At 69.2% G+C, this 17805-nt stretch carries 17 protein-coding genes; 12 read left to right on the forward strand and 5 right to left on the reverse strand.

What is annotated here, in order from left to right:
- On the forward strand, nt 1-1542 hold a 1542-nt coding region (locus tag VF697_RS31945; RefSeq protein ID WP_331100884.1), incomplete at its 5' end, for a PAS domain S-box protein.
- Nucleotides 1532-3448, forward strand: a complete 1917-nt coding sequence (locus tag VF697_RS31950) for an ATP-binding protein (protein ID WP_331100885.1) — start codon at nt 1532-1534, stop codon at nt 3446-3448. The genes VF697_RS31945 and VF697_RS31950, both read left to right, overlap by 11 nt.
- A 4-nt stretch (nt 3449-3452) precedes the next feature.
- On the opposite strand, the gene VF697_RS31955 is transcribed toward VF697_RS31950, so the two are convergent.
- On the reverse strand, nt 3453-4298 hold the full coding sequence (locus VF697_RS31955) for a hypothetical protein (protein WP_331100886.1): 846 nt from the start codon (nt 4296-4298) through the stop codon (nt 3453-3455).
- 301 nt (nt 4299-4599) lie between these two features.
- Between VF697_RS31955 and VF697_RS31960 the strand changes: the two genes are divergently transcribed.
- The 4 genes from VF697_RS31960 (at nt 4600) to VF697_RS31975 (ending at nt 7289) form a co-directional block, all read left to right on the forward strand.
- Nucleotides 4600-5343, forward strand: coding sequence for a MotA/TolQ/ExbB proton channel family protein (locus VF697_RS31960; protein ID WP_331100887.1), 744 nt, complete (start codon nt 4600-4602; stop codon nt 5341-5343).
- Between the two features lie 107 nt (nt 5344-5450).
- Nucleotides 5451-5936 (forward strand): biopolymer transporter ExbD, encoded by a 486-nt coding sequence (locus tag VF697_RS31965; RefSeq protein WP_331100888.1) that lies wholly within the window; start codon nt 5451-5453, stop codon nt 5934-5936.
- A gap of 14 nt (nt 5937-5950) precedes the next feature.
- A complete protein-coding gene (locus VF697_RS31970; RefSeq protein WP_331100889.1) occupies nt 5951-6535 on the forward strand; it encodes a biopolymer transporter ExbD in 585 nt (194 codons plus the stop codon).
- Between the two features lie 79 nt (nt 6536-6614).
- Nucleotides 6615-7289, forward strand: coding sequence for an HAD family hydrolase (locus VF697_RS31975; RefSeq protein WP_331100890.1), 675 nt, complete (start codon nt 6615-6617; stop codon nt 7287-7289).
- Here the strand turns inward: VF697_RS31975 and VF697_RS31980 are convergent.
- On the reverse strand, nt 7276-7500 hold the full coding sequence (locus VF697_RS31980; protein WP_331100891.1) for a hypothetical protein: 225 nt from the start codon (nt 7498-7500) through the stop codon (nt 7276-7278). The two genes, VF697_RS31975 and VF697_RS31980, sit on opposite strands and share 14 nt — an antisense overlap.
- 284 nt (nt 7501-7784) lie before the next feature.
- On the opposite strand from VF697_RS31980, the gene VF697_RS31985 reads away from it, so the two are divergent.
- A complete protein-coding gene (locus VF697_RS31985) occupies nt 7785-10115 on the forward strand; it encodes an MASE1 domain-containing protein (protein WP_414641366.1) in 2331 nt (776 codons plus the stop codon).
- A gap of 22 nt (nt 10116-10137) precedes the next feature.
- Here the strand turns inward: VF697_RS31985 and VF697_RS31990 are convergent, their stop codons facing one another.
- Nucleotides 10138-10704 (reverse strand): YqaA family protein, encoded by a 567-nt coding sequence (locus VF697_RS31990; RefSeq protein WP_331100893.1) that lies wholly within the window; start codon nt 10702-10704, stop codon nt 10138-10140.
- A 128-nt stretch (nt 10705-10832) separates the two neighbouring features.
- Between VF697_RS31990 and VF697_RS31995 the strand changes: the two genes are divergently transcribed.
- Together VF697_RS31995 and nadE are read left to right on the forward strand one after the other, a co-directional pair.
- Complete coding sequence (locus tag VF697_RS31995) at nt 10833-11492, forward strand: LON peptidase substrate-binding domain-containing protein (RefSeq protein WP_331100894.1); 660 nt, start codon at nt 10833-10835, stop codon at nt 11490-11492.
- An 84-nt stretch (nt 11493-11576) separates the two neighbouring features.
- A complete protein-coding gene (nadE, locus tag VF697_RS32000) occupies nt 11577-13466 on the forward strand; it encodes an NAD(+) synthase (RefSeq protein ID WP_331100895.1) in 1890 nt (629 codons plus the stop codon).
- 103 nt (nt 13467-13569) lie between these two features.
- Here nadE and VF697_RS32005 read toward each other — a convergent pair whose 3' ends face one another.
- Nucleotides 13570-14700: a hypothetical protein gene (locus tag VF697_RS32005; protein WP_331100896.1), complete on the reverse strand. Its 1131-nt coding sequence runs from the start codon at nt 14698-14700 to the stop codon at nt 13570-13572.
- Nucleotides 14697-15551, reverse strand: a complete 855-nt coding sequence (locus tag VF697_RS32010) for a hypothetical protein (RefSeq protein WP_331100897.1) — start codon at nt 15549-15551, stop codon at nt 14697-14699. Before VF697_RS32010 ends, VF697_RS32005 begins: the two co-directional genes overlap by 4 nt.
- A gap of 371 nt (nt 15552-15922) precedes the next feature.
- On the opposite strand from VF697_RS32010, the gene VF697_RS32015 reads away from it, so the two are divergent.
- The 3 genes from VF697_RS32015 to VF697_RS32025 all read left to right on the forward strand — a co-directional run bounded on the left by VF697_RS32015 (nt 15923) and on the right by VF697_RS32025 (nt 17805).
- Nucleotides 15923-16951 carry a hypothetical protein gene (locus tag VF697_RS32015; protein WP_331100898.1) on the forward strand — a complete coding sequence of 343 codons (1029 nt, stop codon included), beginning with the start codon at nt 15923-15925 and terminating at the stop codon, nt 16949-16951.
- Between the two features lie 137 nt (nt 16952-17088).
- Nucleotides 17089-17412 carry an FKBP-type peptidyl-prolyl cis-trans isomerase gene (locus tag VF697_RS32020; RefSeq protein ID WP_331100899.1) on the forward strand — a complete coding sequence of 108 codons (324 nt, stop codon included), beginning with the start codon at nt 17089-17091 and terminating at the stop codon, nt 17410-17412.
- A gap of 12 nt (nt 17413-17424) precedes the next feature.
- Complete coding sequence (locus tag VF697_RS32025) at nt 17425-17805, forward strand: thioredoxin family protein (RefSeq protein WP_331100900.1); 381 nt, start codon at nt 17425-17427, stop codon at nt 17803-17805.

Below are 17805 nucleotides of genomic sequence, written 5' to 3' on the forward strand. Positions count from 1 at the left end.
CTCCTCCATGACGTCACCCGCCGGCTGGCGGAGCGGCTCGGGATTGGTCGCGCCGCGCTGGTGATGCTGGACCGGGACAACGAGGGTGCCCGCGTGGTGGCCGCTAGCGACGCGCCCACGCTCGAGGACATCCGCATCGACCTGGATCGCTACCCGGAGATCCGCGAGGCGGCGCGCACGGGCAAGCCCGTCATCGTGGAGGACGCCTCGCACCACCCGCTGCTGCTGGGGGTGCAGAACGAGGTGGCCGCGCGAGGCATCCACGCCATCGCGGCGCTGCCGCTGCCCATCCGGGGCGAGGTGCGCGGCGTGCTGCTGCTGCGCGCCTCGGGGGCGGACCGGCGCACCTTCGCGCCACATGAGATTGAATTCCTCAACACGGTGGCGCTCGCCACGGCGGTGGCGCTGCGCAACGCCTCGCTGCTGCAGACGGTGCGTGGGCAGACCGAGCGCGAGATGACGGCGCGCATCGCCGCCGAGGCCAAGGCCGCGTCCCTGGAGACGTACCACCTCTTCTTCGCCAACGTGCGCGAGGGGGTGGCCATCCTCGACGACAAGGCGTGCGTGCTCAGCCTCAACCCCGCGGGCGAGACCATCCTGGAGACGCCCTCCGAGCACGCCTACGGCCGCCATCTGGTGGATGTGTGCCAGCCGCTGGACGAGTCGGTGCTGATGGAGCTGGTGACGGCGGCCCGGCGCGGTGAGTCGCGCTCGGATGTGGACCTGATGGTGCGCACGCCGGGAGAGCGGCGCCTCACGCTGAGCTTCTCCGCGGCCCCGTTGGAGGACGGCCGCCGGGCCATCATCCTCTCCTTCCGCGACGTGACGCAGGCGCGCCTGCTGGCCGACGAGCTGCGCCACACCAAGGACTTCCTCGAGCGGCTCATCGACTCCTCGGTGGACGCCATCGTCGCCTCGGACATGCAGGGCCGCATCATCCTCTTCAACAAGGGAGCCGAGGCCCTCAGCGGCTACACCGCGCAGCAGGCCCTGGGAGGGCTGCACGTGAGCCAGCTCTACCCGCCCGGGGTGGCCCAGCGCATCATGACGCTGCTGCGCAGCCCGGAGCATGGCGGGCGCGGCCGGCTCTCGTTGTGCCGGCAGGACGTCGTCCACCGCACCGGGCAGATCATGCCGGTGAACATGACGGCCTCCATCGTCTACGAGGGCAGCCGCGAGGTGGCCAGCGTGGGCATCTTCACGGACCTGCGCGACCGCATGGAGCTGGAGCGCAAGCTGTCGGACGTGGAGACGCGGCTGGAGGAGAGCGAGAAGAACGCCGTCATCGTCGCGCTCGCCGGTACCGCCGCCCACGAGCTCAACCAGCCGCTCACCTCGGTGATGGGCTACGCGGAGCTGCTCAAGCGCAGGCTCAAGGAGGAGGACACCTCCTACAAGCCGGTGGACATCATCTACCGCGAGGCCGAGCGCATGGCGGAGATCGTCCGGAAGATTGGCCGTATCACCCGCTACGAGACGAAAGCCTATATGGGGTCCCAGCAAATCCTGGACCTCGACAAAGCCAGCTCCCATGACGACTGAGTCCGGTCGCCTGCGCGCGCCGGAGGCCCCCACCGCGGAGGACTTCCGGACCTTCTTCGAGACGTTGGAGCAGCCGGCGGCGCTCTGCGACACGGGGCTGCGGCTGTTGACGGCCAACCCCGCCTTCGCGCGCTTCTGCTTCGAGCACGGCGCGACGGTGGAGCAGATGATGGAGGCGCTGGCGGGGATGCGGGTGCCCGAGGACGGGGCCTCGTGCGACGTGGAGGTGTCGCTGCCCGAGGGGCGCGTGGTGATGGGGCTGGTGCGCCGGGGCGAGTCGGTGTCGGTGGTGGGCAGGCGCGAGCCGGAGCTGATGCGCGGCCAGCTGGTGGTGGTGGAGCAGGCGCTGCTGGAGCAGGCGCGCACCGAGGGCGTGCTGCTGGACCTGGGGCGCAGCGTGGCCGAGGCGGGCAGCGAGGAGGAGCTGGTGGCGGCGGTGGCCCGCGGGGTGAAGGAGCTGTTCCCCGGGCGCACCTTCTGCATCCGCGTCATCGACGCGCACACCGGCGTGCTGACGAGCCTCTACGCGGAGGGGCGGCTGCGGGAGGGCACGCGCGAGCCGCTGGTGCTCAAGCGCAGCGCCGTGGAGAAGCTGCACCTGTCGCCGCGGGCCATTCCGGCGGGCCGGGTGGTGGTGGCCGCGCAGGTGCCGCTGCTCTTCGAGGGCAGCACGGGTGGGGTGAGCGCGCCGCTGGTGGCCAGCGGGCAGCTCTACGGCGTCGTCAACCTGGAGTACCCTGCCTCGCTCGAGGAGGAGGTGGAGCTCTTCCAGGACGAGCGCGTGCTGGTGCAGCTCGCCAACCAGGTGGCGGTGGCGGTGAAGAACGCCAAGCTCATCGACGAGCTGACGTTCGTGCGCAAGTACCTGGAGGAGCTGCTGGAGAAGGCCAACGCGCTCATCCTCGTGGCCAACCGGGACAAGAAGGTCGTCGTCTTCAACCAGGCCATCAGCCGCCTCACCGGCTTCCGCAAGGAGGAGGTGCTGGGGCGGGACGTATTCTCGCTCGTCCCCGAGGACGAGCACCTGCGGCTCTCCTCGCTGCTGTCGGCGGCCATGCGGGGCGAGCCGGTGCCCAACTTCGAGCTGCGGCTGCTCACGCGCTCGGGCGAGGCACGCGTGGCCTTCGCCACCTCCTCGGCGCTCACCTCGCAGGGCGAGGTGGAGGGCGTCATGGCCATCGGGCAGGACGTCACGGTGGTGACGCAGCTGGAGCAGCGCGTCATCCAGGCGGAGAAGCTGGCCTCGCTGGGGCAGCTCGCCGCGAGCGTGGCGCACGAAATCAACAACCCGATGACGGCCGTGGTGACGTACGCGGACGCGATGCTGCAGCGCTCGGTGCTGGGGGGCGGCGCGGGGGCCGCGGACGCGGAGAAGCTGCGGAAGATATTGGAGAGCGGCCACCGCATCCTGCGCTTCACCCGGGACCTGACGTCCTACGCGCGGCCGGCCAAGGAGCGGCCGGAGCCGGTGCAGCTCAACGCGGTGCTGGAGCTGGCGGTGGGCTACTGCGAGCACGTGGTGGCGCAGGCGCGGGTGGTGGTGCGGCGCGACTACGGGGAGCTGCCGCCCCTGTCGGCGGTGCGGGCCAACCTGGTGCAGGTGTTCGTCAACCTCATCACCAACGCGTGCCACGCGATGGGGCCCGGCGGACAGGTGTCCCTGCGGACGCGGCAGGAGGGACGCGAGGCGGTGGTGTGCGTGCAGGACACGGGCAGCGGCATCTCGCCCGAGCACCTGTCGCGCATCTTCGAGCCCTTCTTCACCACGAAGGCGGAAGGGAAGGGCACGGGCCTGGGGCTCTCCATCGCGCAGCGCATCGTGGAGAAGCACGGGGGCCGGCTGAGCGTGCGCAGCGAGCTGGGCCAGGGCACCACCTTCACCGTGCACCTACCGCTCGGGGACTGAGCCCCTACGGGCCGTCCCCGCCGGACTCGTCGTCCAGCTCCCGGGTGAACTCCTCCTTCGTGAGGAGCCCCTTGCGCGCCATGATGCGCATGAGCGCCCAGAACTTGCGCTCCAGCTCCTCCACGGGGTCCAGCGGCGCGGCGGGCGCGGGCACCACGTCCCCGAACAGCGAGTCCAGGTCGGCGCTGATGTCCCCGGCCCGTTTGGCCTGGGCGGGCGTCGTCTGACCGCGTTTGCGCCGCCGCTGCTGCTCGCGCTGCTGGATGAGCTCCTCGAGCGAGACGCGGCGGGTGTTCTCCCCGGGGGGCAGCTCCTCGCCGACGATGATCTCCTCGACGTCGTCCTCCCGCGCCTCGGGGACGGGCTCCGGGGCCGCCCGGCGGGCCGGAGCGGGGGCCTCGGTGCCCGGCGCCCGGTGGTAGTAGCGCAGGATGGCGGCGCGCACGGCGGACAGGGGCGCCACCCGGGCACTCACCTTCAACCCGGTGGTGAACTCCATCTCCTGCACGGCCGTGGTGTCGAGCGGGTCGGCCATGGCCACCACCAGCAGCCGGCGCCCGCCCACGCTCTCCAGGGCCACGGGGAACAGCTCGTGCTGCTCGCAGAAGCGCGCCCGCAGCAGGTGGATGGCGCTCCAGTCCGGGGTCCGGGCCGTCAGGTCCATCACTGGCACGCCGAGTGCTTCGCTCAGCGCGTGCGCCAGGGTCTTCTCGGTGATGGCGCCCTGCGCCACGAGCGCGGCGCCCAGGCGCTGGTGGGTCTGCTGTTGCGCCTGGAGCGCGGCCTCCAGCTGGACCTGTGTGATCGCCCCTCGCTCCAGGAGCAGCTCGCCGATCCGCTTTCTGGCCATAGGCGGCCGCCCTTAGTCCCGCGTCTGGGCGTCGTCAAGCAGGCGACGCAGCGCGTAATACGGCGTCCGTTCGCCATCAAACCAGCCTGGCAGCCGGTGTCAGATCGCAAAATTCCCGTGAGATTTCAGCAACTAAGAGCACTGGGTGTGCCTTGACACTATCGGAGTGCCGTTCTTAAAGTCCGGCGTCCATTCATGCCATTCCCAGCCGGCGAACCGTGTGGGAGGCCGCACGGAAGCTGGGTGGATGTGGCGCAGCCCGCCATGCCGGGCACGCCCCTCTCTTTGGAGGCCATAAGCAATGAACCTGGGGTTTCTGACGAATCTGACCGTCCTCGCCAACGCTGGCGGTTCCGACCGCTCTTTGTTCGAGGAAATCGCCAAGCGCTGGGAGGCGGGTCAGTGGGGTATGTACCCCATCGCCGTCTGCCTGGTGTTCGCGCTGGCCATCATGATCGAGCGCGGCATCGTGCTGTTCGGCAAGGCGTCCATCAACAAGGACGCCTTCCTGCGCGGGCTCAAGAAGCACATCTACGCCGGTGACCTGGACAAGGCCATCAACTACGTGGCCGGCCAGAAGCAGACGCCGCTCACCCAGGTCATCAAGGCCGGCCTGATGAACGTGCCCAAGGGCGAGGAGGAGGTCCAGGCCGCCCTCGATGAGGCCAGCCTGCGCGAGACCCCGAAGATCGAGGCCCGCACCGGCTACCTCGCCATGCTCGGCAACGCGGCCATGCTCGCGGGGCTGCTCGGAACGGTGTCCGGTCTGATCGCCTGCTTCGAGGCCGTGGCCAACGTGAACCCGGCCGACAAGGCGACCATTCTCGCCAACGGCATCTCGGAAGCCATGAACTGCACCGGCTTCGGGCTGCTCACGGCCATCCCCGCCGTCGTCGCGTTCTCGATTCTCTCGGGCCGCGCCGCCGCCATCGTCAGCGACATCAACGAGACGAGCGTCTCCGTCCTCAACCTCATCGTCAACAACCGGGACAAGTTCAAGAACGCCACGGTCTCCGCGGCGGCGGTTCGTCAGGAAGAGGAGTAGTCCTTCCTCCCCTCGGGGAACCTGGAAACGGGGCGCGTTGTCGGTGGGTATGACGCGCGCCCCTCTTCATTGAACGTTGTACCCAGTGTGGGCGGAAGGAGAGTTCGATGGCCGGCGGAATGGACCTCGGGGGAGGGAAAGGCAAGAAGTCGCTCGACGTTGCCATCAACCTCACCCCGTTCATCGATCTGATGGCGGTGACCATCAGCTTCCTCATCATGACGGCGGTCTGGACCCAGATTGGCCGTCTGCAGGTGGCACAGGCCGGAGGCCCGTCCACCGAGGAAGAGCAGAAGCAGGAGGAGCAGACCAAGACGGTCCAGCTCACCCTGTTCGTCACGCCCACCGAGCTGCGGCTGGTGGCGGACCAGAGCGAGTTCCCGGCCATCGAGGCCAAGCGCGGCGCCAACGGCAAGCTGGAGCTGGAGCCGTTGCTGCTGCGCTTCAAGGAGCTCAAGGGCCAGTTCCCGGACCAGTCGGCCATCACGCTGCAGACCGAAGACAAGGTCCGCTACGAGGACCTGGTCCGCATCATCGACCAGTGCATCGGCGCCGGCCTGCCCCAGGTCTCGGTGTCCGCCATCATGGGTTAGGCAAGGCATCCACCATGGCCATCAAGGTTCCCGGCAAGCGGTACGGCAAGCGGCTCCAGCACTCCAAGGTGTTCGGTCACGGCGCGGCGCACGGCAAGCATGGCGGCAACGCGGACGTGCTCATCACCCCGCTGGTCGACATGTTCGTCATCATCGTGCTCTTCCTCATCGCCAACTTCTCGGCGACGGGCGAGGTGCTGATGATGACCAAGGACATCCAGCTGCCCGAGGCGGTCAACGTCAAGGAAGTGGAGATGCACCCCGTCGTCATGGTGTCCGGAGACGAGGTCTCCATCTCCGGCAACGTCGTGGGGCGGGTGCAGGACCTGGTGAAGGAGGAGTACCTCAACATCCCCGCGCTGGAGGAGAAGCTGCGGGACATGAAGAAGCAGTTCGAGGACCTCCACGCCATGGCCGATGGCAACACCAACGCCTTCAAGGGTGACGTGAACATCCAGGCCCACAAGGACGTGGAGTTCTCCATCATCAAGCGGGTGATGTTCAGCTGCGCCAGCGCCGGCTACAACAACATCAACTTCGCCACCCTCCAGAAGGGTGACCCCGGCTCGGGCGAGCCCACGGCCGCCAAGACGGAGTAGGCCTCCTCCCCAGGCGGCCTCCCACCCGCGCCCCGCGCCTCGGACTTGTCCGGGCCGGGGCGTTGGTGTTTCTAGCGGTATGCACCTGCGCGCCGCTCTCTTCGACCTGGATGGGACGCTGCTGGACTCGCTGCACGACATCGGTGCGGCGATGAACCACGCGCTCGCCCACCATGGCCTGCCCGTCCACCCGCTCGCCGACTACCGCCGCTTCGTGGGCGAGGGCGTGCGGATGTTGGTGTCCCGCGCCGTCCCCGCCCACCGCGAGGAGGCCCACGAGGCGGTACTGGCCACCTACCGCGCCTTCTACGCCGAGCACATGCTCGACCACACCCGCCCCTACCCCGGTGTGCGCGAGGTGCTCGCCCGGCTGGCGGACGAGGGAGTGAAGCTGGCGGTGTTGAGCAACAAGACGGACGCGGTCACCCGCGAGATGGTGGCGGCCCTGCTGCCGGACGTGCGCTTTGGCGCCGTCTACGGCGAGCGGGTGGGGGTGCCTCGGAAACCGGACCCCACGGCGGCCCTCGGCATCGCGGCCGAGCTGGGCGTGGCGCCCGGGGACTGCGCCTTCATCGGCGACACGGCGGTGGACATGGACACCGCTCGGGCCGCGGGCATGTACAGCGTGGGGGTGACCTGGGGCTTCCGCGAGGTGGAGGAGCTCCAGGCCCATGGGGCCCGGGCGCTCGCCCAGACGGCGGACGAGCTGCTCCAGGCCCTCCTCGGCGCGCCCCGCGCCGCTACACGACCCTGACGCGGACGCCCTTTTCCTGCTCCGCGGCCCGGCTGTGCGCGGTGGCCGCGGCGATGAAGTGGCACACCCAGCCGAGGCAGCCGCCGGTGCCCAGCCAGAAGCCCGGCGTGATGATGAGCCAGAAGAGACCCCGAAGGATGTCCCCGTTGTAGATTTGACCCAGTCCGGGGATGAAGAACGACAGCACGGCGGCGATACCAGCACGGGACATTGTCTCGACGACCTCCTTGCCCTTCCTTACGCAGTCCCCCCGGATCCATTGCGGCCCCCAGATGGAGGGTGAAATCCGACTCGCTCATTTGTCAGGTGGGTAGACAGGCGACCGGGGGGGACGTTTCTCGCCCGGGCCGAGCGCGTTAGCATGGTGGCTCACGCTCGCGGGGTTGACTGGCGGGCGTGCGGGGGGACACCACCATTTCGTCGCAGCCACAGCGCCTGGACCGTTCAGCCTGGTATGGCCCACGGGGTCTCTCCGAGATACTCGCGCTGGGGGTCGTGTATTTCGTCGTGGCCTGGTGGGGGCTGACGAAGGCCACCATCGCCGGTACGGCGGGCCCGGTGTGGCCCGCCACCGGGGTGGCGCTGGCGGCGCTGTACTTCCTCGGGGTGTCGCGCTGGCCGGGCGTCTTCGTGGGCGCCTTCCTGGCCAACCTGCTGCTGAGCACCGTGCCGCTGAGCGCCTCGGTGCTCATGGGCGTCGGCAACACGCTGGAGGCGGTGCTGGGGGTGTGGCTGCTGCGGCGCCTCGGCTTCTCCCCCCTGCTGGCTCGCACCCAGGACGTGCTGGTGCTCACCGCCGTGGCGGCCCTGTGCACGCTGGCCAGTGTCCTCACGGGGGTGGGGGGGCTCGTGCTGAGCGGGGAGGTGTCCTGGAGTGGTGTCGCCACCCCGGCGTGGGTGTGGTGGCTGGGCAATGCCATGGGGGCGCTGGTGGTGGGCTCGGCGTTGATGGTGCTCGCCCGGCCCCGCCCGGAGCCGCGCTGGCGCGAGGCCCTGGGACTGGGGGCGCTCCTCGTCGCGGTGAGCCTGTGGTCCTTCCGGAGCGATGAAGTGGCTCCCCTGGCCTATGCCCAGGTGTTCCTCCTCTTCCCCCTGGGCGTCTGGGCGGCGCAGCGCTTCGGGGCGCAGGGCGCGGTCGTCTCCACGCTCCTCGTCGCGGGCATCTCCATCTGGGGCACCGCCTCGAGCCATGGCCCCTTCTTCGCGAAGGAGGACGGGCCGACGGTGGACCTGCTGGAGCTGCAGCTCTTCCTGGCCGTCATCGCCTTCACCGGGCTGCTGCTGGCGGCGGCCCGCGCCGAGCGCGGCGGGGCCCACGCGCGGCGGGAGCTGCTGGCCACCACCGTGCGCAGCGTGCGCGATGGCGTGCTCATCAGCGAGCTGCACCCGGGCGAGGGGTTTCGCGTGGTGTACGCCAACGAGTCCTTCTGCCAGCTGGTGGGCTGGCGGCAGGAGGAGCTGGTGGGCCGCTCGCCCAAGACGCTGTCGGGTGGCGAGGTGGAGCCGGAGTCGACACAGCGCATGGAGGCGGCGCTGCGCGAGGGCGGCTCCTTCCGGGGCGAAGTCCTCCTCCTCCACAAGGACGGCTCGCGGGTCCACAGTGAGATGCAGCTCTCGCCTGTGCGCGACGCGGACGGCCAGGTGACGCACGTCGTGGCCACCCACCGCGACGTCACCGCGCAGAAGCAGCTCCAGGCGAAGCTGGTGGCCGCCGAGCGCATCGCCGCGGTGGGCACGCTGGCCGCGGGCGTGGGGCATGAAATCAACAACCCGCTCGCCTACCTGATGCTCAACCTCGAGGGGTTGGCCCAGAGCCTGGCGCGGGGGAGCGAGGGAGTGGCGGACGCCCACTCCCAGCTCGAGGGGGCCCGAGAGGGCGCCGAGCGCATCCGCGTCATCGTGCGGGACTTGAAGGTGTTCAGCCGGCAGGAAGGGGAGGAGCGGGCGATGCTGGACGTCAATTCGGTGGTGGTTCCCGCGCTGCGCATGGCGGCCCATGCGGTGCGCCCCCGGGCGCGTCTGGTGGAGGAGTTCGGCCACCCGCCCCGGGTGATGGGCAGCGAGGCGCGGCTCGGGCAGGTGATGCTCAACCTGCTCGTCAACGCGCTGCAGGCCATCCCCGAGGGGAACCCGGAGCGCCACGAGGTGCGCGTGCGCACCGGCCGGGACGACACGGGCCGGGCCCTGGTGGAGGTGTCCGACACCGGCTGCGGCATGTCCCCCACCGTGCTGGCGCGCATCTTCGACCCGTTCTTCACCACCAAGTCATCCGAGGGTACCGGATTGGGACTTCCCATCTGCCAGCAGATCGTCCAGGCCCACGGGGGCGAGCTGCGGGTGCACAGCGAGGAGGGCCGGGGCTCCGTCTTCACCCTCCTGCTGCCCGCCGCCGAAGGCGCGCCCGCCGAGGCTCCCGAGCCCGAGGACTCCGCCGCGCTCGAGGCCGTTCCCCGCCGGCGCATCCTCATCATCGACGACGAGGTCCGCCTGGCCCAGTCCATGCGCATGCTCATCGAGCCCTCGCACGACGTGGTCGTCACCACACGCGGCGCCGAGGCCCTCGCATGGGTGCGCGAGGGGCAGCACTTCGACCTGGTGCTGTGTGATTTGCAGATGCCGGGGACGACGGGGATGGACGTCTACTCGCACCTGCGCGCGCATGCGCCGGAGATGGCCGAGCGGCTCGTCTTCATCTCCGGCGGGGCCTACACCCAGGCCACGCGCGACTTCGTGCGCTCGGTGCGCAACCGCATCCTCGAGAAGCCGGTGCGCCCCGACGAGCTGCTGGCCACCATCGACGAGGCGCTGGCCACCGTGCACGCCTGAGGCGCGCGCCTCGGGGCCCGGCTCAGACGCGCAGCCACTTGCGGGCGGTGGGCCCGAAGAAGCGCATCACGCCCGACACCAGGAAGAAGCGCACCGAGCGGCCCAGCACCGCCGCCAGGAAGAAGCGGTCCAGCGGCACGCCCACCATGCCGCTGCCGATGGCCACCACCTTGAAGGGCGTGGGCAGCACCGAGCACAGCAGCGCGAGCGCCCAGAAGTTCTGCCCCAGCAGCTCGCCCAGCGAGGCGTCGATGCCGAAGCGTTGGATGCGCATGTTCAGGTCGATGTGCAGGAAGCTGACGGCCCCCTGGCGCAGCAGGTCGCCCAGGTAGTACCCGATGAAGCCACCCACGAGGCTGGCCACCGTGCCCATCAGCGCGTACTGGAGCCACTTGCGCGGCTGGGCGAGCACCATCGGCACCAGCAGCGCGAAGGGCGGAATGGGGAACACCGAGCCGTCCACCACGGACACCAGCAGCATGGCGGCCAGGGCGTGCTTCGTGGAGGAGAGCGCCTCCACGCGCAGGTAGAGCCGGCGGTACCAGGAGAGCTTTTCCGGAGAGGTGGCCACGGGAGCGGAGTCGGTCATGCGGTCGCGCACCCTATCGGAACGTGGGCACATTGCCAGCGCCGCGTCCCCGGGCGGACGCCTGCCTGCCGGCTGGGGGATGCGCCACCTTCGCCCGGCCGCTATTACCGGATTACGGTGCTCCTCCCATGACGACGGCCCTCGAACGTATCGAGCGTTCCACCCAGGCGCTCAAGGTCTTCCCGCTCCCGTCCGCGGTCCTCTTTCCGCACGCGGCGCTCCCCCTGCACATCTTCGAGCCGCGCTACCGGGCCCTGGTGCGCGACGCGCTCGAGGGAGACAAGGTGCTGGCGCTCGCCCAGCTGGAGCCTGGCTGGGAGGGCCAGTACGGTGAGCGTCCCCCCATGCAGCCCATGCTGTGCGCCGGCCTCATCATCTGGCACGAGGAGCTGGCGGACGGGCGCTACAACATCCTCCTGCAAGGGGTGGCGCGTGCCCGCCTCCTCTCCGAGCTGACCTCCGAGAAGCTCTACCGCGAGGTGCGGGTGCAGCTCCTGCCGGACGCCGAGTACCAGGGGCCCGAGGAGGAGCGGCTGCGCCAGGCCGTCTTCGAGCTGGCCGGCCGTGTGCCCGCCTCGTTCGCGGAGAACCTGCTGCCCGTGGTGGCCCGCTCCACCGGGGGCGCCCTGGCGGACGTGGTGGCCGCCGCCGTCGTCCCGGAGCCCGAGCGGCGCCAGGAGCTGCTGTGCGAACTGGACGTGCGCAAGCGGCTGGAGGCGGTGCTGGACGACGTGGGCGAGCTCATCGCCCGCCTCAGCCCGGTCAAGCCCGTGGGCCCGCTCAATTGAGCGGCCTCCCCTCGGAAGTCCTTGCGCGGCGGCCCCTCGGGGACGTCTGCTAGCGAGACTTCTTTCCGAGGAGGAACACCTTCCATGCGGCTCGTGAAGATTGGGCTCGCCAGCGTCAACACCACCGTGGGCGCCTTCGGGCGCAACGTGGACAAGGCGCTCGAAGTGGCACGCCGGATGGCCGCCGAGGACGTCACCGTCGGTGTCTTCCAGGAGCAGCTCATCAGCGGCTACCCGCCCGAGGACCTGGTGCAGTGGCAGGGCTTCGTCGAGCACCAGTGGCCCCAGCTCGAGCGCTTCGCCCGGGAGACGGCCTCGCTGCGCACCCTGTTCGTCGTGGGCGTGGCGGTGAACCACCAGGGCCTGCGCTACAACTGCGCCGCGCTCGTGGCCGGTGGGAAGGTGCTCGGCCTGGTGCCCAAGGAGAAGCTGCCCACCTACAACATCTTCTACGAGGGGCGCACCTTCTCCCGCGGCTTCCCCGGCATGCGCGAGGAGTACCGGGGCATCCCCTTCGGCGACTACCTCTTCCGCTTCGACTTCGGCCTCGTCGCCCCCGAGGTGTGCGAGGACATCTGGAGCCCGGAGGCCCCCTTGCGCCGGCGCACCTACTCGGGTGCCGAGCTGGTGGTGAACGTGTCCGCCTCGCCCTTCCGTCTGGGCCACGGGGACACCCGGCGCGAGCTGCTCGCCACCCGCGCGTCGGACCACCAGTGCACCATCGCCTACTCCAACGCGCTGGGCAGCAACGACGGCATCATTTTCGACGGCGGTGGCTTCATCAACCAGAACGGCAAGCCCGTGCTGGAGGAGCCGCGCTTCCAGGAGGGCTTCGCCGCGGCGGTGGTGGACCTGGACCGCACCCTGCGCCTGCGCGCGGAGAACACCACGTGGCGCAGCGACCGGGAGGCCTGGCTGCGCGAGGGCGCCGAGCTGGTGCCCACCATCGACTGCACCGGCGCCTTCACCAGCCAGCGTGAGAAGCTGCGCTACCCGGTGCCCGCGCACCGCAGCTTCTTCCTCCCGGCCCCCGACACGCGCCGCTCCGCCCGCGAAGCCCTGTGCGAAGACATCCTCGACGCGCTCGCCCTGGGCATCGGCGACTACTTCGAGAAGACGCGCGCCTTCAAGGTCATCGGCATCGCGCTCTCGGGCGGGCGGGACTCGCTGCTCACCCTGCTCATCGCCCACCGCTATGCGAAGCGCGTGCGGCCGGAGAATCCTGGCAGCCTGCTGCGCGCCTTCTACATGCCCAGCCGCTACTCCAGCGACGCCACCCGCGAGGCCGCGGAGACGATCGCCCGCGAGCTGGGCGTGTCCTTCCAGGTGGTCCCCATCGAGGAGGCCTTCGAGCGCGAGCTGGCGGTGGCGCACGGCATGCTGGCCGGCGGCGAGGTAACGCCCATCACCGAGCAGAACATCCAGGCCCGCCTGCGCGCGCAGCGCATGTGGAACTGGTCCAACTCCAGCGGAGGCCTCTTCCTCCAGACGGGCAACATGAGCGAGCGCGCCGTGGGCTACACCACCACGGGCGGAGACCTCATGGGCGCGCTGGCCGTCATCGCCAACGTGCCCAAGACGGTCGTCATGTACCTCCTGGACTACCTGCAGGAGCAGACGAACTACGAGGGCATCCGCAAGGTGCTCGCCAAGCCGGCGGGGCCGGAGCTGGCGCACAACCAGGTGGGAGAGGAGGAGCTGATGCCCTTCCCCATCCTGGATGCCTGCTTCTACCTCTTCGCCGGCGAGAAGCTGGTGCCCGCGGAGATGATGGTCGCGCTGGAGTCCATGTTCCCCGAGGTGGAGCGCACGCGGCTGCAGGGCTACGTGGAGAAGTTCATCAAGCTCTTCCTCCAGTCCATCTACAAGTGGGTGCAGGCGCCGCTGTCACTGCACATCGGCAACCTGGACCTGGACCGCGAGCGCGCCCTGCAACTGCCCGTCGTCACGAGCAGCGACTGGACGCGCGGCTGAGTCGCTTTGAGGCAGTGCTCAGCGTAAAGCGCACTGCTTCGCGAACTCGTATGAATGGGTCTCGGGCTCGTTCCTCCGCTCCGAGACCCTGATTCCAGTACGGTTATTCCGTGGGGCAGAAGCTCCCCTGTGGAGCATCGCAAACGCATTGGTTGCCGTTGCAGACCTCTCTGCTGGAGCAGAGGTAGGTGCCTCTGCAGAAACCGGATTCGCAGCTGTCGTCACCGGTGCAGCCGTTGCCATCATCGCAGAGGGTACCAGTAGGTTTGACTGGGTACACGCATTCGCCCGTAGTCGTTTTGCAGCTGCCAGCGGACTCGTGACACTGGTCCGGCTGATCGCAGAGCTTGGCATTGCCGCTTACGCACTGGCCAGCACCATTGCACCGGTCCGACTCGGTGCATTTGTTGCCGTCGTCGCAGGCGGTAGTGTTGGGCAGGGGTGCGTATTCACACCTGTCCGTCACTCCGCTGCAGGTGCCGGTGCTCGCGTAACATGGGGTCGGCGGTGTGGTGCAAGGCATGGGCGTGCCAGAGGCACACTTCCCGCTGCCATCGCATTTATCGTTGAGGGTGCAGGCCTTGCCATCGTCGCAGGCGGGGGTGTTGGGCAGCGGCGCGTACTGGCAGGTGCCAGTGGCGCAGGTGCCGGTGGCCGCAATGCACTGGCCTTGCGGGGTGGTGCAGGCGGAGGTGCTGCAGCAGGAGCCATCCACGCAGAATCCAGACTCGCACACCCGGTTCTCGGAGCAGGTCGTTCCGAGTCCCTTCTTGGGAAGGCACTGGTCTCCCTCTTTGTAGTGACTGTTCACGCAGGCTTCACCACACCCGCCTTGCACGCAGGTGCGTCCCTTCGTGGTGCACTCCTCGCAACTCACCCCACAGGACAGCCCCTCGTCCGCGGCGCCGTCGCAGTTGTCGTCCAGGCCGTTGCACAACTCATCCTTGGGCAGCACCGGCCCCGTGCAGGGCCCGTATCGGCCATCCTCGCCACAGGTGCGCGTGCCCGGTTTGCACTCGCCCTTGTCCTTGCCGCAGGCCACCGAAGTGCCGGGCCGGCATTCCGTGCCCTCTTCGGGTTGGCAGTGGCCCTCCACGCAGGCGTAGCCCGGCAGACACAGGTTTGCGGCGTCGCAGAGGCGCGCATTCTCCTGGTTGAACTCGTCGAACGTCGGCACCAGGCAGGCCGCCAGCAGCAGCCCCAGCAGGGCCGTCCCTTTCCAGAGCATCCTCATCGCGCAGCCTCCTCGTTCGGGACTTCTTCACCGCCGGACATCAGCCAGGTGACCACTGCGCCCGTGGCCAGCAGCCCGGCCGTGCCGAAGAGCACGTTGGCCGCTCGCGCGCTGCCCACGGCCTCGTCGCGACGGTGGGCCAGCTCCTGCTGGTAGCTCGTGCCGCGTGCATCCTCGAGCTGGCCGCGAGACTTCAGCCCGAAGAAGCCGCCCACCCCTCCCGCCACGACTCCAGCCCCCAGCATTGCCAAGGAGTGCGTGGGCACGGACGTACTCCCCATCCGCACCGAAGAGGGCAGCCACGGCGGCGACTCCGTCTTGGGCACTGGGGGGTCCACTTGGGTCGTCACCGGACGGTCCGTCGGTCCGGTTGGTTTCGTGACGACCTCTGGCGGCCTGGCCTTGGGGTCCTCTCGCGGCTTGCACCCCTGGAGCCCCAGTTCCTTGCATACCCGGCTCCGGACCTCCTCGAATTCCTGCTCCACCTTCGGAGCGGCGCGTACCGGGAGCCGAGCTTTCGGATCCAGCAGCAGGCCCGTCTTGAAGGCCACGCGCGCATCCCCACGCTTTCCCATGTCCGCGAAGATGAGCCCCTCGAAGAGCGCGATGGTCACGTCCTCGTCGAGGCTCCGGGGCAGACGCCGCGCCTGGGCCAGCTGCTCCAGGGCGCGCTCGTATTCGAGTGCCTCGTACAGCCGCTCGGCGGCCTTGATGTAGCGAGCGGCTTCGTCCTGGGTGCGCGCGGGTTGTCTGGCGCGAGCCTTCTGGGCGTGTGCCGGGTACAGCGGCGCGAGCACCATCAAGAGGCCGCACACGGCAGCGGATAGGCGACGGCGAGCATCGGTCCTCATGGAGCGGCACGATAGAATGGGGACACGCTCGTCGCAGGAACCCGCTCGGGCGAGGCGCGCGACACTGTCCGTTACTGTCCGCTCCGGATGCGTCGCTTCACGAGGGCGCTGAGGGGGTTCCAACGGGTGGGCCGCCTCTGCTCGCCGAGGGAGTTCCTCCACCCGTGAGCCCGCTTCACTCCAAGGAAAGGAGGACGCCGAGCCACCCTCTAGAGTAGTCACACGCCGCGTCCGTACCGTTCTTCCCAACACGCCTGGCCGAGTGCTTCCCGAGCGAGGTTCCGACGGCTCCCTTCGAGGCGATCCGCGCCTTGCCGCGGATGTTCCCGGTTACGAACTTCTCGTCAGCCACCCGACGTACGGAGGTACGGATGAAAGCGAAGATTCTGGTTGGCGCCATTGCGGCGCTCATCTACGGCAACGTGGCGCTGGCGCAGGACGACTCCACCACGCAGACCCAGGGACAGCAGTCCCCGGACAACATCGGCGGTTCTGGACTGGATGACACCAACAACAGCGATCTCCTCATCCTCGACCAGGAGGACGTCGCTCCGGTGACGCCCGACATGGGGATGCAGGACGAAGGCGTGGGCGGCTCCGGGGACATGGGCCTCGACCAGGGCCTCGGCGGCTCGGGCCAGCAGGGCCAGAGCCTCTCGCAGCCCAAGTCCAGCAGCATCCCCATGCAGGGCCAGGGCGGCGTGACGCTCTACTGCACCCCAGTGCCGCAGGGGGCTACCGGCGGCAGCGGTGACCTCTCGGGCCTCGACAACGGGCAGTCCTCGCTGGGCGGCTCCGACGTCGACGTGGGCTCGGTGCCCATCGCCTCGGACGACGCGGCCTTCGGCGGCTCCGGCTACGAGGACATGGACAAGAACAAGGAGTCCAAGGCCGACATGCGTGGCCTCACGGTGCTCATCGGCGGCGGCGTCGAGGGCTACACCGGTGAGCTCGCTCCCAGCATCAACCCGGGTCCGTCCGTGGGTGTGACCGCCGCCCTCAGGCCCAGCAAGACCTTCGGTCTCGAGCTCGGCTACAGCGGCGCGGTGAACAACCTGGACGCGGACGTGGGCGGCAGTGGCCCGGACCTCGTGCGCAATGGTGCCTCGGCGGCCGTCACCCTCGGCCTGACCGCCGCCCCCGTGCAGCCCTACCTGCTCGGCGGCTTCGGCATGAACTGGTACAACGTCAATAACGGCGAGGGGCTCGGCTTCCGCGACGACACCAACTCGCGCATCCCCGTGGGCGTGGGTCTGCGCACTCACATCGGCAACATCACCGCCGATGCGCGCGTCAACTACAACGTCCTGCTCAGCGAGGACTTCGCCCCCGGCGTGGACACCGGCGACCTCACCACCGGTAGCTACAACGGCACCATCAACCTCGGCGGTACCTTCTAAGCTGACGGTGTGATGGCGGCATGACAGTCAGCCGGCGCGGGGCCTCTTCCAGAGGTCACCGCGCCGCGCTTTTTTGACTCCCTGGCAGCGCGCGCGGAGGCAGCGCGTTAAGGTGAGGGCTTTCACGGAGACTGTCCATGAGCTTGAAGGTGGAAGACCTGAAGGTGGGTACGGGCGCCGAGGCGACCCCGGGAAAGACGGTGACGGTCCACTACGTGGGCACCCTCACCAGCGGCTCGAAGTTCGACAGCAGCAGGGACCGCAACGAGGGCTTCACGTTCCAGCTCGGCGCCGGCCGCGTCATCCAGGGCTGGGACCAGGGCGTGGCGGGCATGAAGGTGGGCGGCCTGCGCAAGCTCACCATCCCCCCGGAGCTGGGCTACGGCGCGCGCGGCTTCCCGCCGGTGATTCCTCCCAACTCCACCCTCGTCTTCGAAGTGGAACTGCTGCAGGTTCGTTAAAGGAGGCCCGCCATGGCCACGCAGGAAATCAGCAAGGAGAACTTCGAGGCCACGGTGTCCAAGCCGGGCATCGTCATGCTCGACTGGTGGGCGGCCTGGTGCGGCCCCTGCCGTGCGTTCGCTCCCGTCTACGAGAAGGCGTCCGAGGCGCACAAGGACGTCACCTTCGGGAAGATCGACACCGAGGCGCAGCCGGAGCTGTCCGGCATGTTCCAGATTCGCTCCATCCCCACGTTGATGATCTTCCGCGACGGCATCCTGCTCTTCGAGCAGGCCGGGGCGCTCCCGGCGCCGGTGCTGGAGGAGCTCATCGGCAAGGTGCGCGCGCTGGACATGGACGAGGTGCGCCGGGAGATTGAGGCGCGCAAGAAGGCCAAGGAGCCGCAGGCCTGA

The organism is Archangium sp., assembly GCF_036388035.1.
Classification (GTDB): Bacteria; Myxococcota; Myxococcia; order Myxococcales; family Myxococcaceae; genus Archangium.

Bases quoted from the DNA above. Each gene is read 5' to 3' on its own strand.
- VF697_RS31950 (WP_331100885.1), top strand. From the start codon at position 1,532: ATGACGACTGAGTCCGGTCGCCTGCGCGCGCCGGAGGCCCCCACCGCG.
- VF697_RS31955 (WP_331100886.1), bottom strand. From the start codon at position 4,298: ATGGCCAGAAAGCGGATCGGCGAGCTGCTCCTGGAGCGAGGGGCGATC.
- VF697_RS31960 (WP_331100887.1), top strand. From the start codon at position 4,600: ATGAACCTGGGGTTTCTGACGAATCTGACCGTCCTCGCCAACGCTGGC.
- VF697_RS31965 (WP_331100888.1), top strand. From the start codon at position 5,451: ATGGCCGGCGGAATGGACCTCGGGGGAGGGAAAGGCAAGAAGTCGCTC.
- VF697_RS31970 (WP_331100889.1), top strand. From the start codon at position 5,951: ATGGCCATCAAGGTTCCCGGCAAGCGGTACGGCAAGCGGCTCCAGCAC.
- VF697_RS31975 (WP_331100890.1), top strand. From the start codon at position 6,615: ATGCACCTGCGCGCCGCTCTCTTCGACCTGGATGGGACGCTGCTGGAC.
- VF697_RS31980 (WP_331100891.1), bottom strand. From the start codon at position 7,500: ATGTCCCGTGCTGGTATCGCCGCCGTGCTGTCGTTCTTCATCCCCGGA.
- VF697_RS31990 (WP_331100893.1), bottom strand. From the start codon at position 10,704: ATGACCGACTCCGCTCCCGTGGCCACCTCTCCGGAAAAGCTCTCCTGG.
- VF697_RS31995 (WP_331100894.1), top strand. From the start codon at position 10,833: ATGACGACGGCCCTCGAACGTATCGAGCGTTCCACCCAGGCGCTCAAG.
- nadE (WP_331100895.1), top strand. From the start codon at position 11,577: ATGCGGCTCGTGAAGATTGGGCTCGCCAGCGTCAACACCACCGTGGGC.
- VF697_RS32005 (WP_331100896.1), bottom strand. From the start codon at position 14,700: ATGAGGATGCTCTGGAAAGGGACGGCCCTGCTGGGGCTGCTGCTGGCG.
- VF697_RS32010 (WP_331100897.1), bottom strand. From the start codon at position 15,551: ATGAGGACCGATGCTCGCCGTCGCCTATCCGCTGCCGTGTGCGGCCTC.
- VF697_RS32015 (WP_331100898.1), top strand. From the start codon at position 15,923: ATGAAAGCGAAGATTCTGGTTGGCGCCATTGCGGCGCTCATCTACGGC.
- VF697_RS32020 (WP_331100899.1), top strand. From the start codon at position 17,089: ATGAGCTTGAAGGTGGAAGACCTGAAGGTGGGTACGGGCGCCGAGGCG.
- VF697_RS32025 (WP_331100900.1), top strand. From the start codon at position 17,425: ATGGCCACGCAGGAAATCAGCAAGGAGAACTTCGAGGCCACGGTGTCC.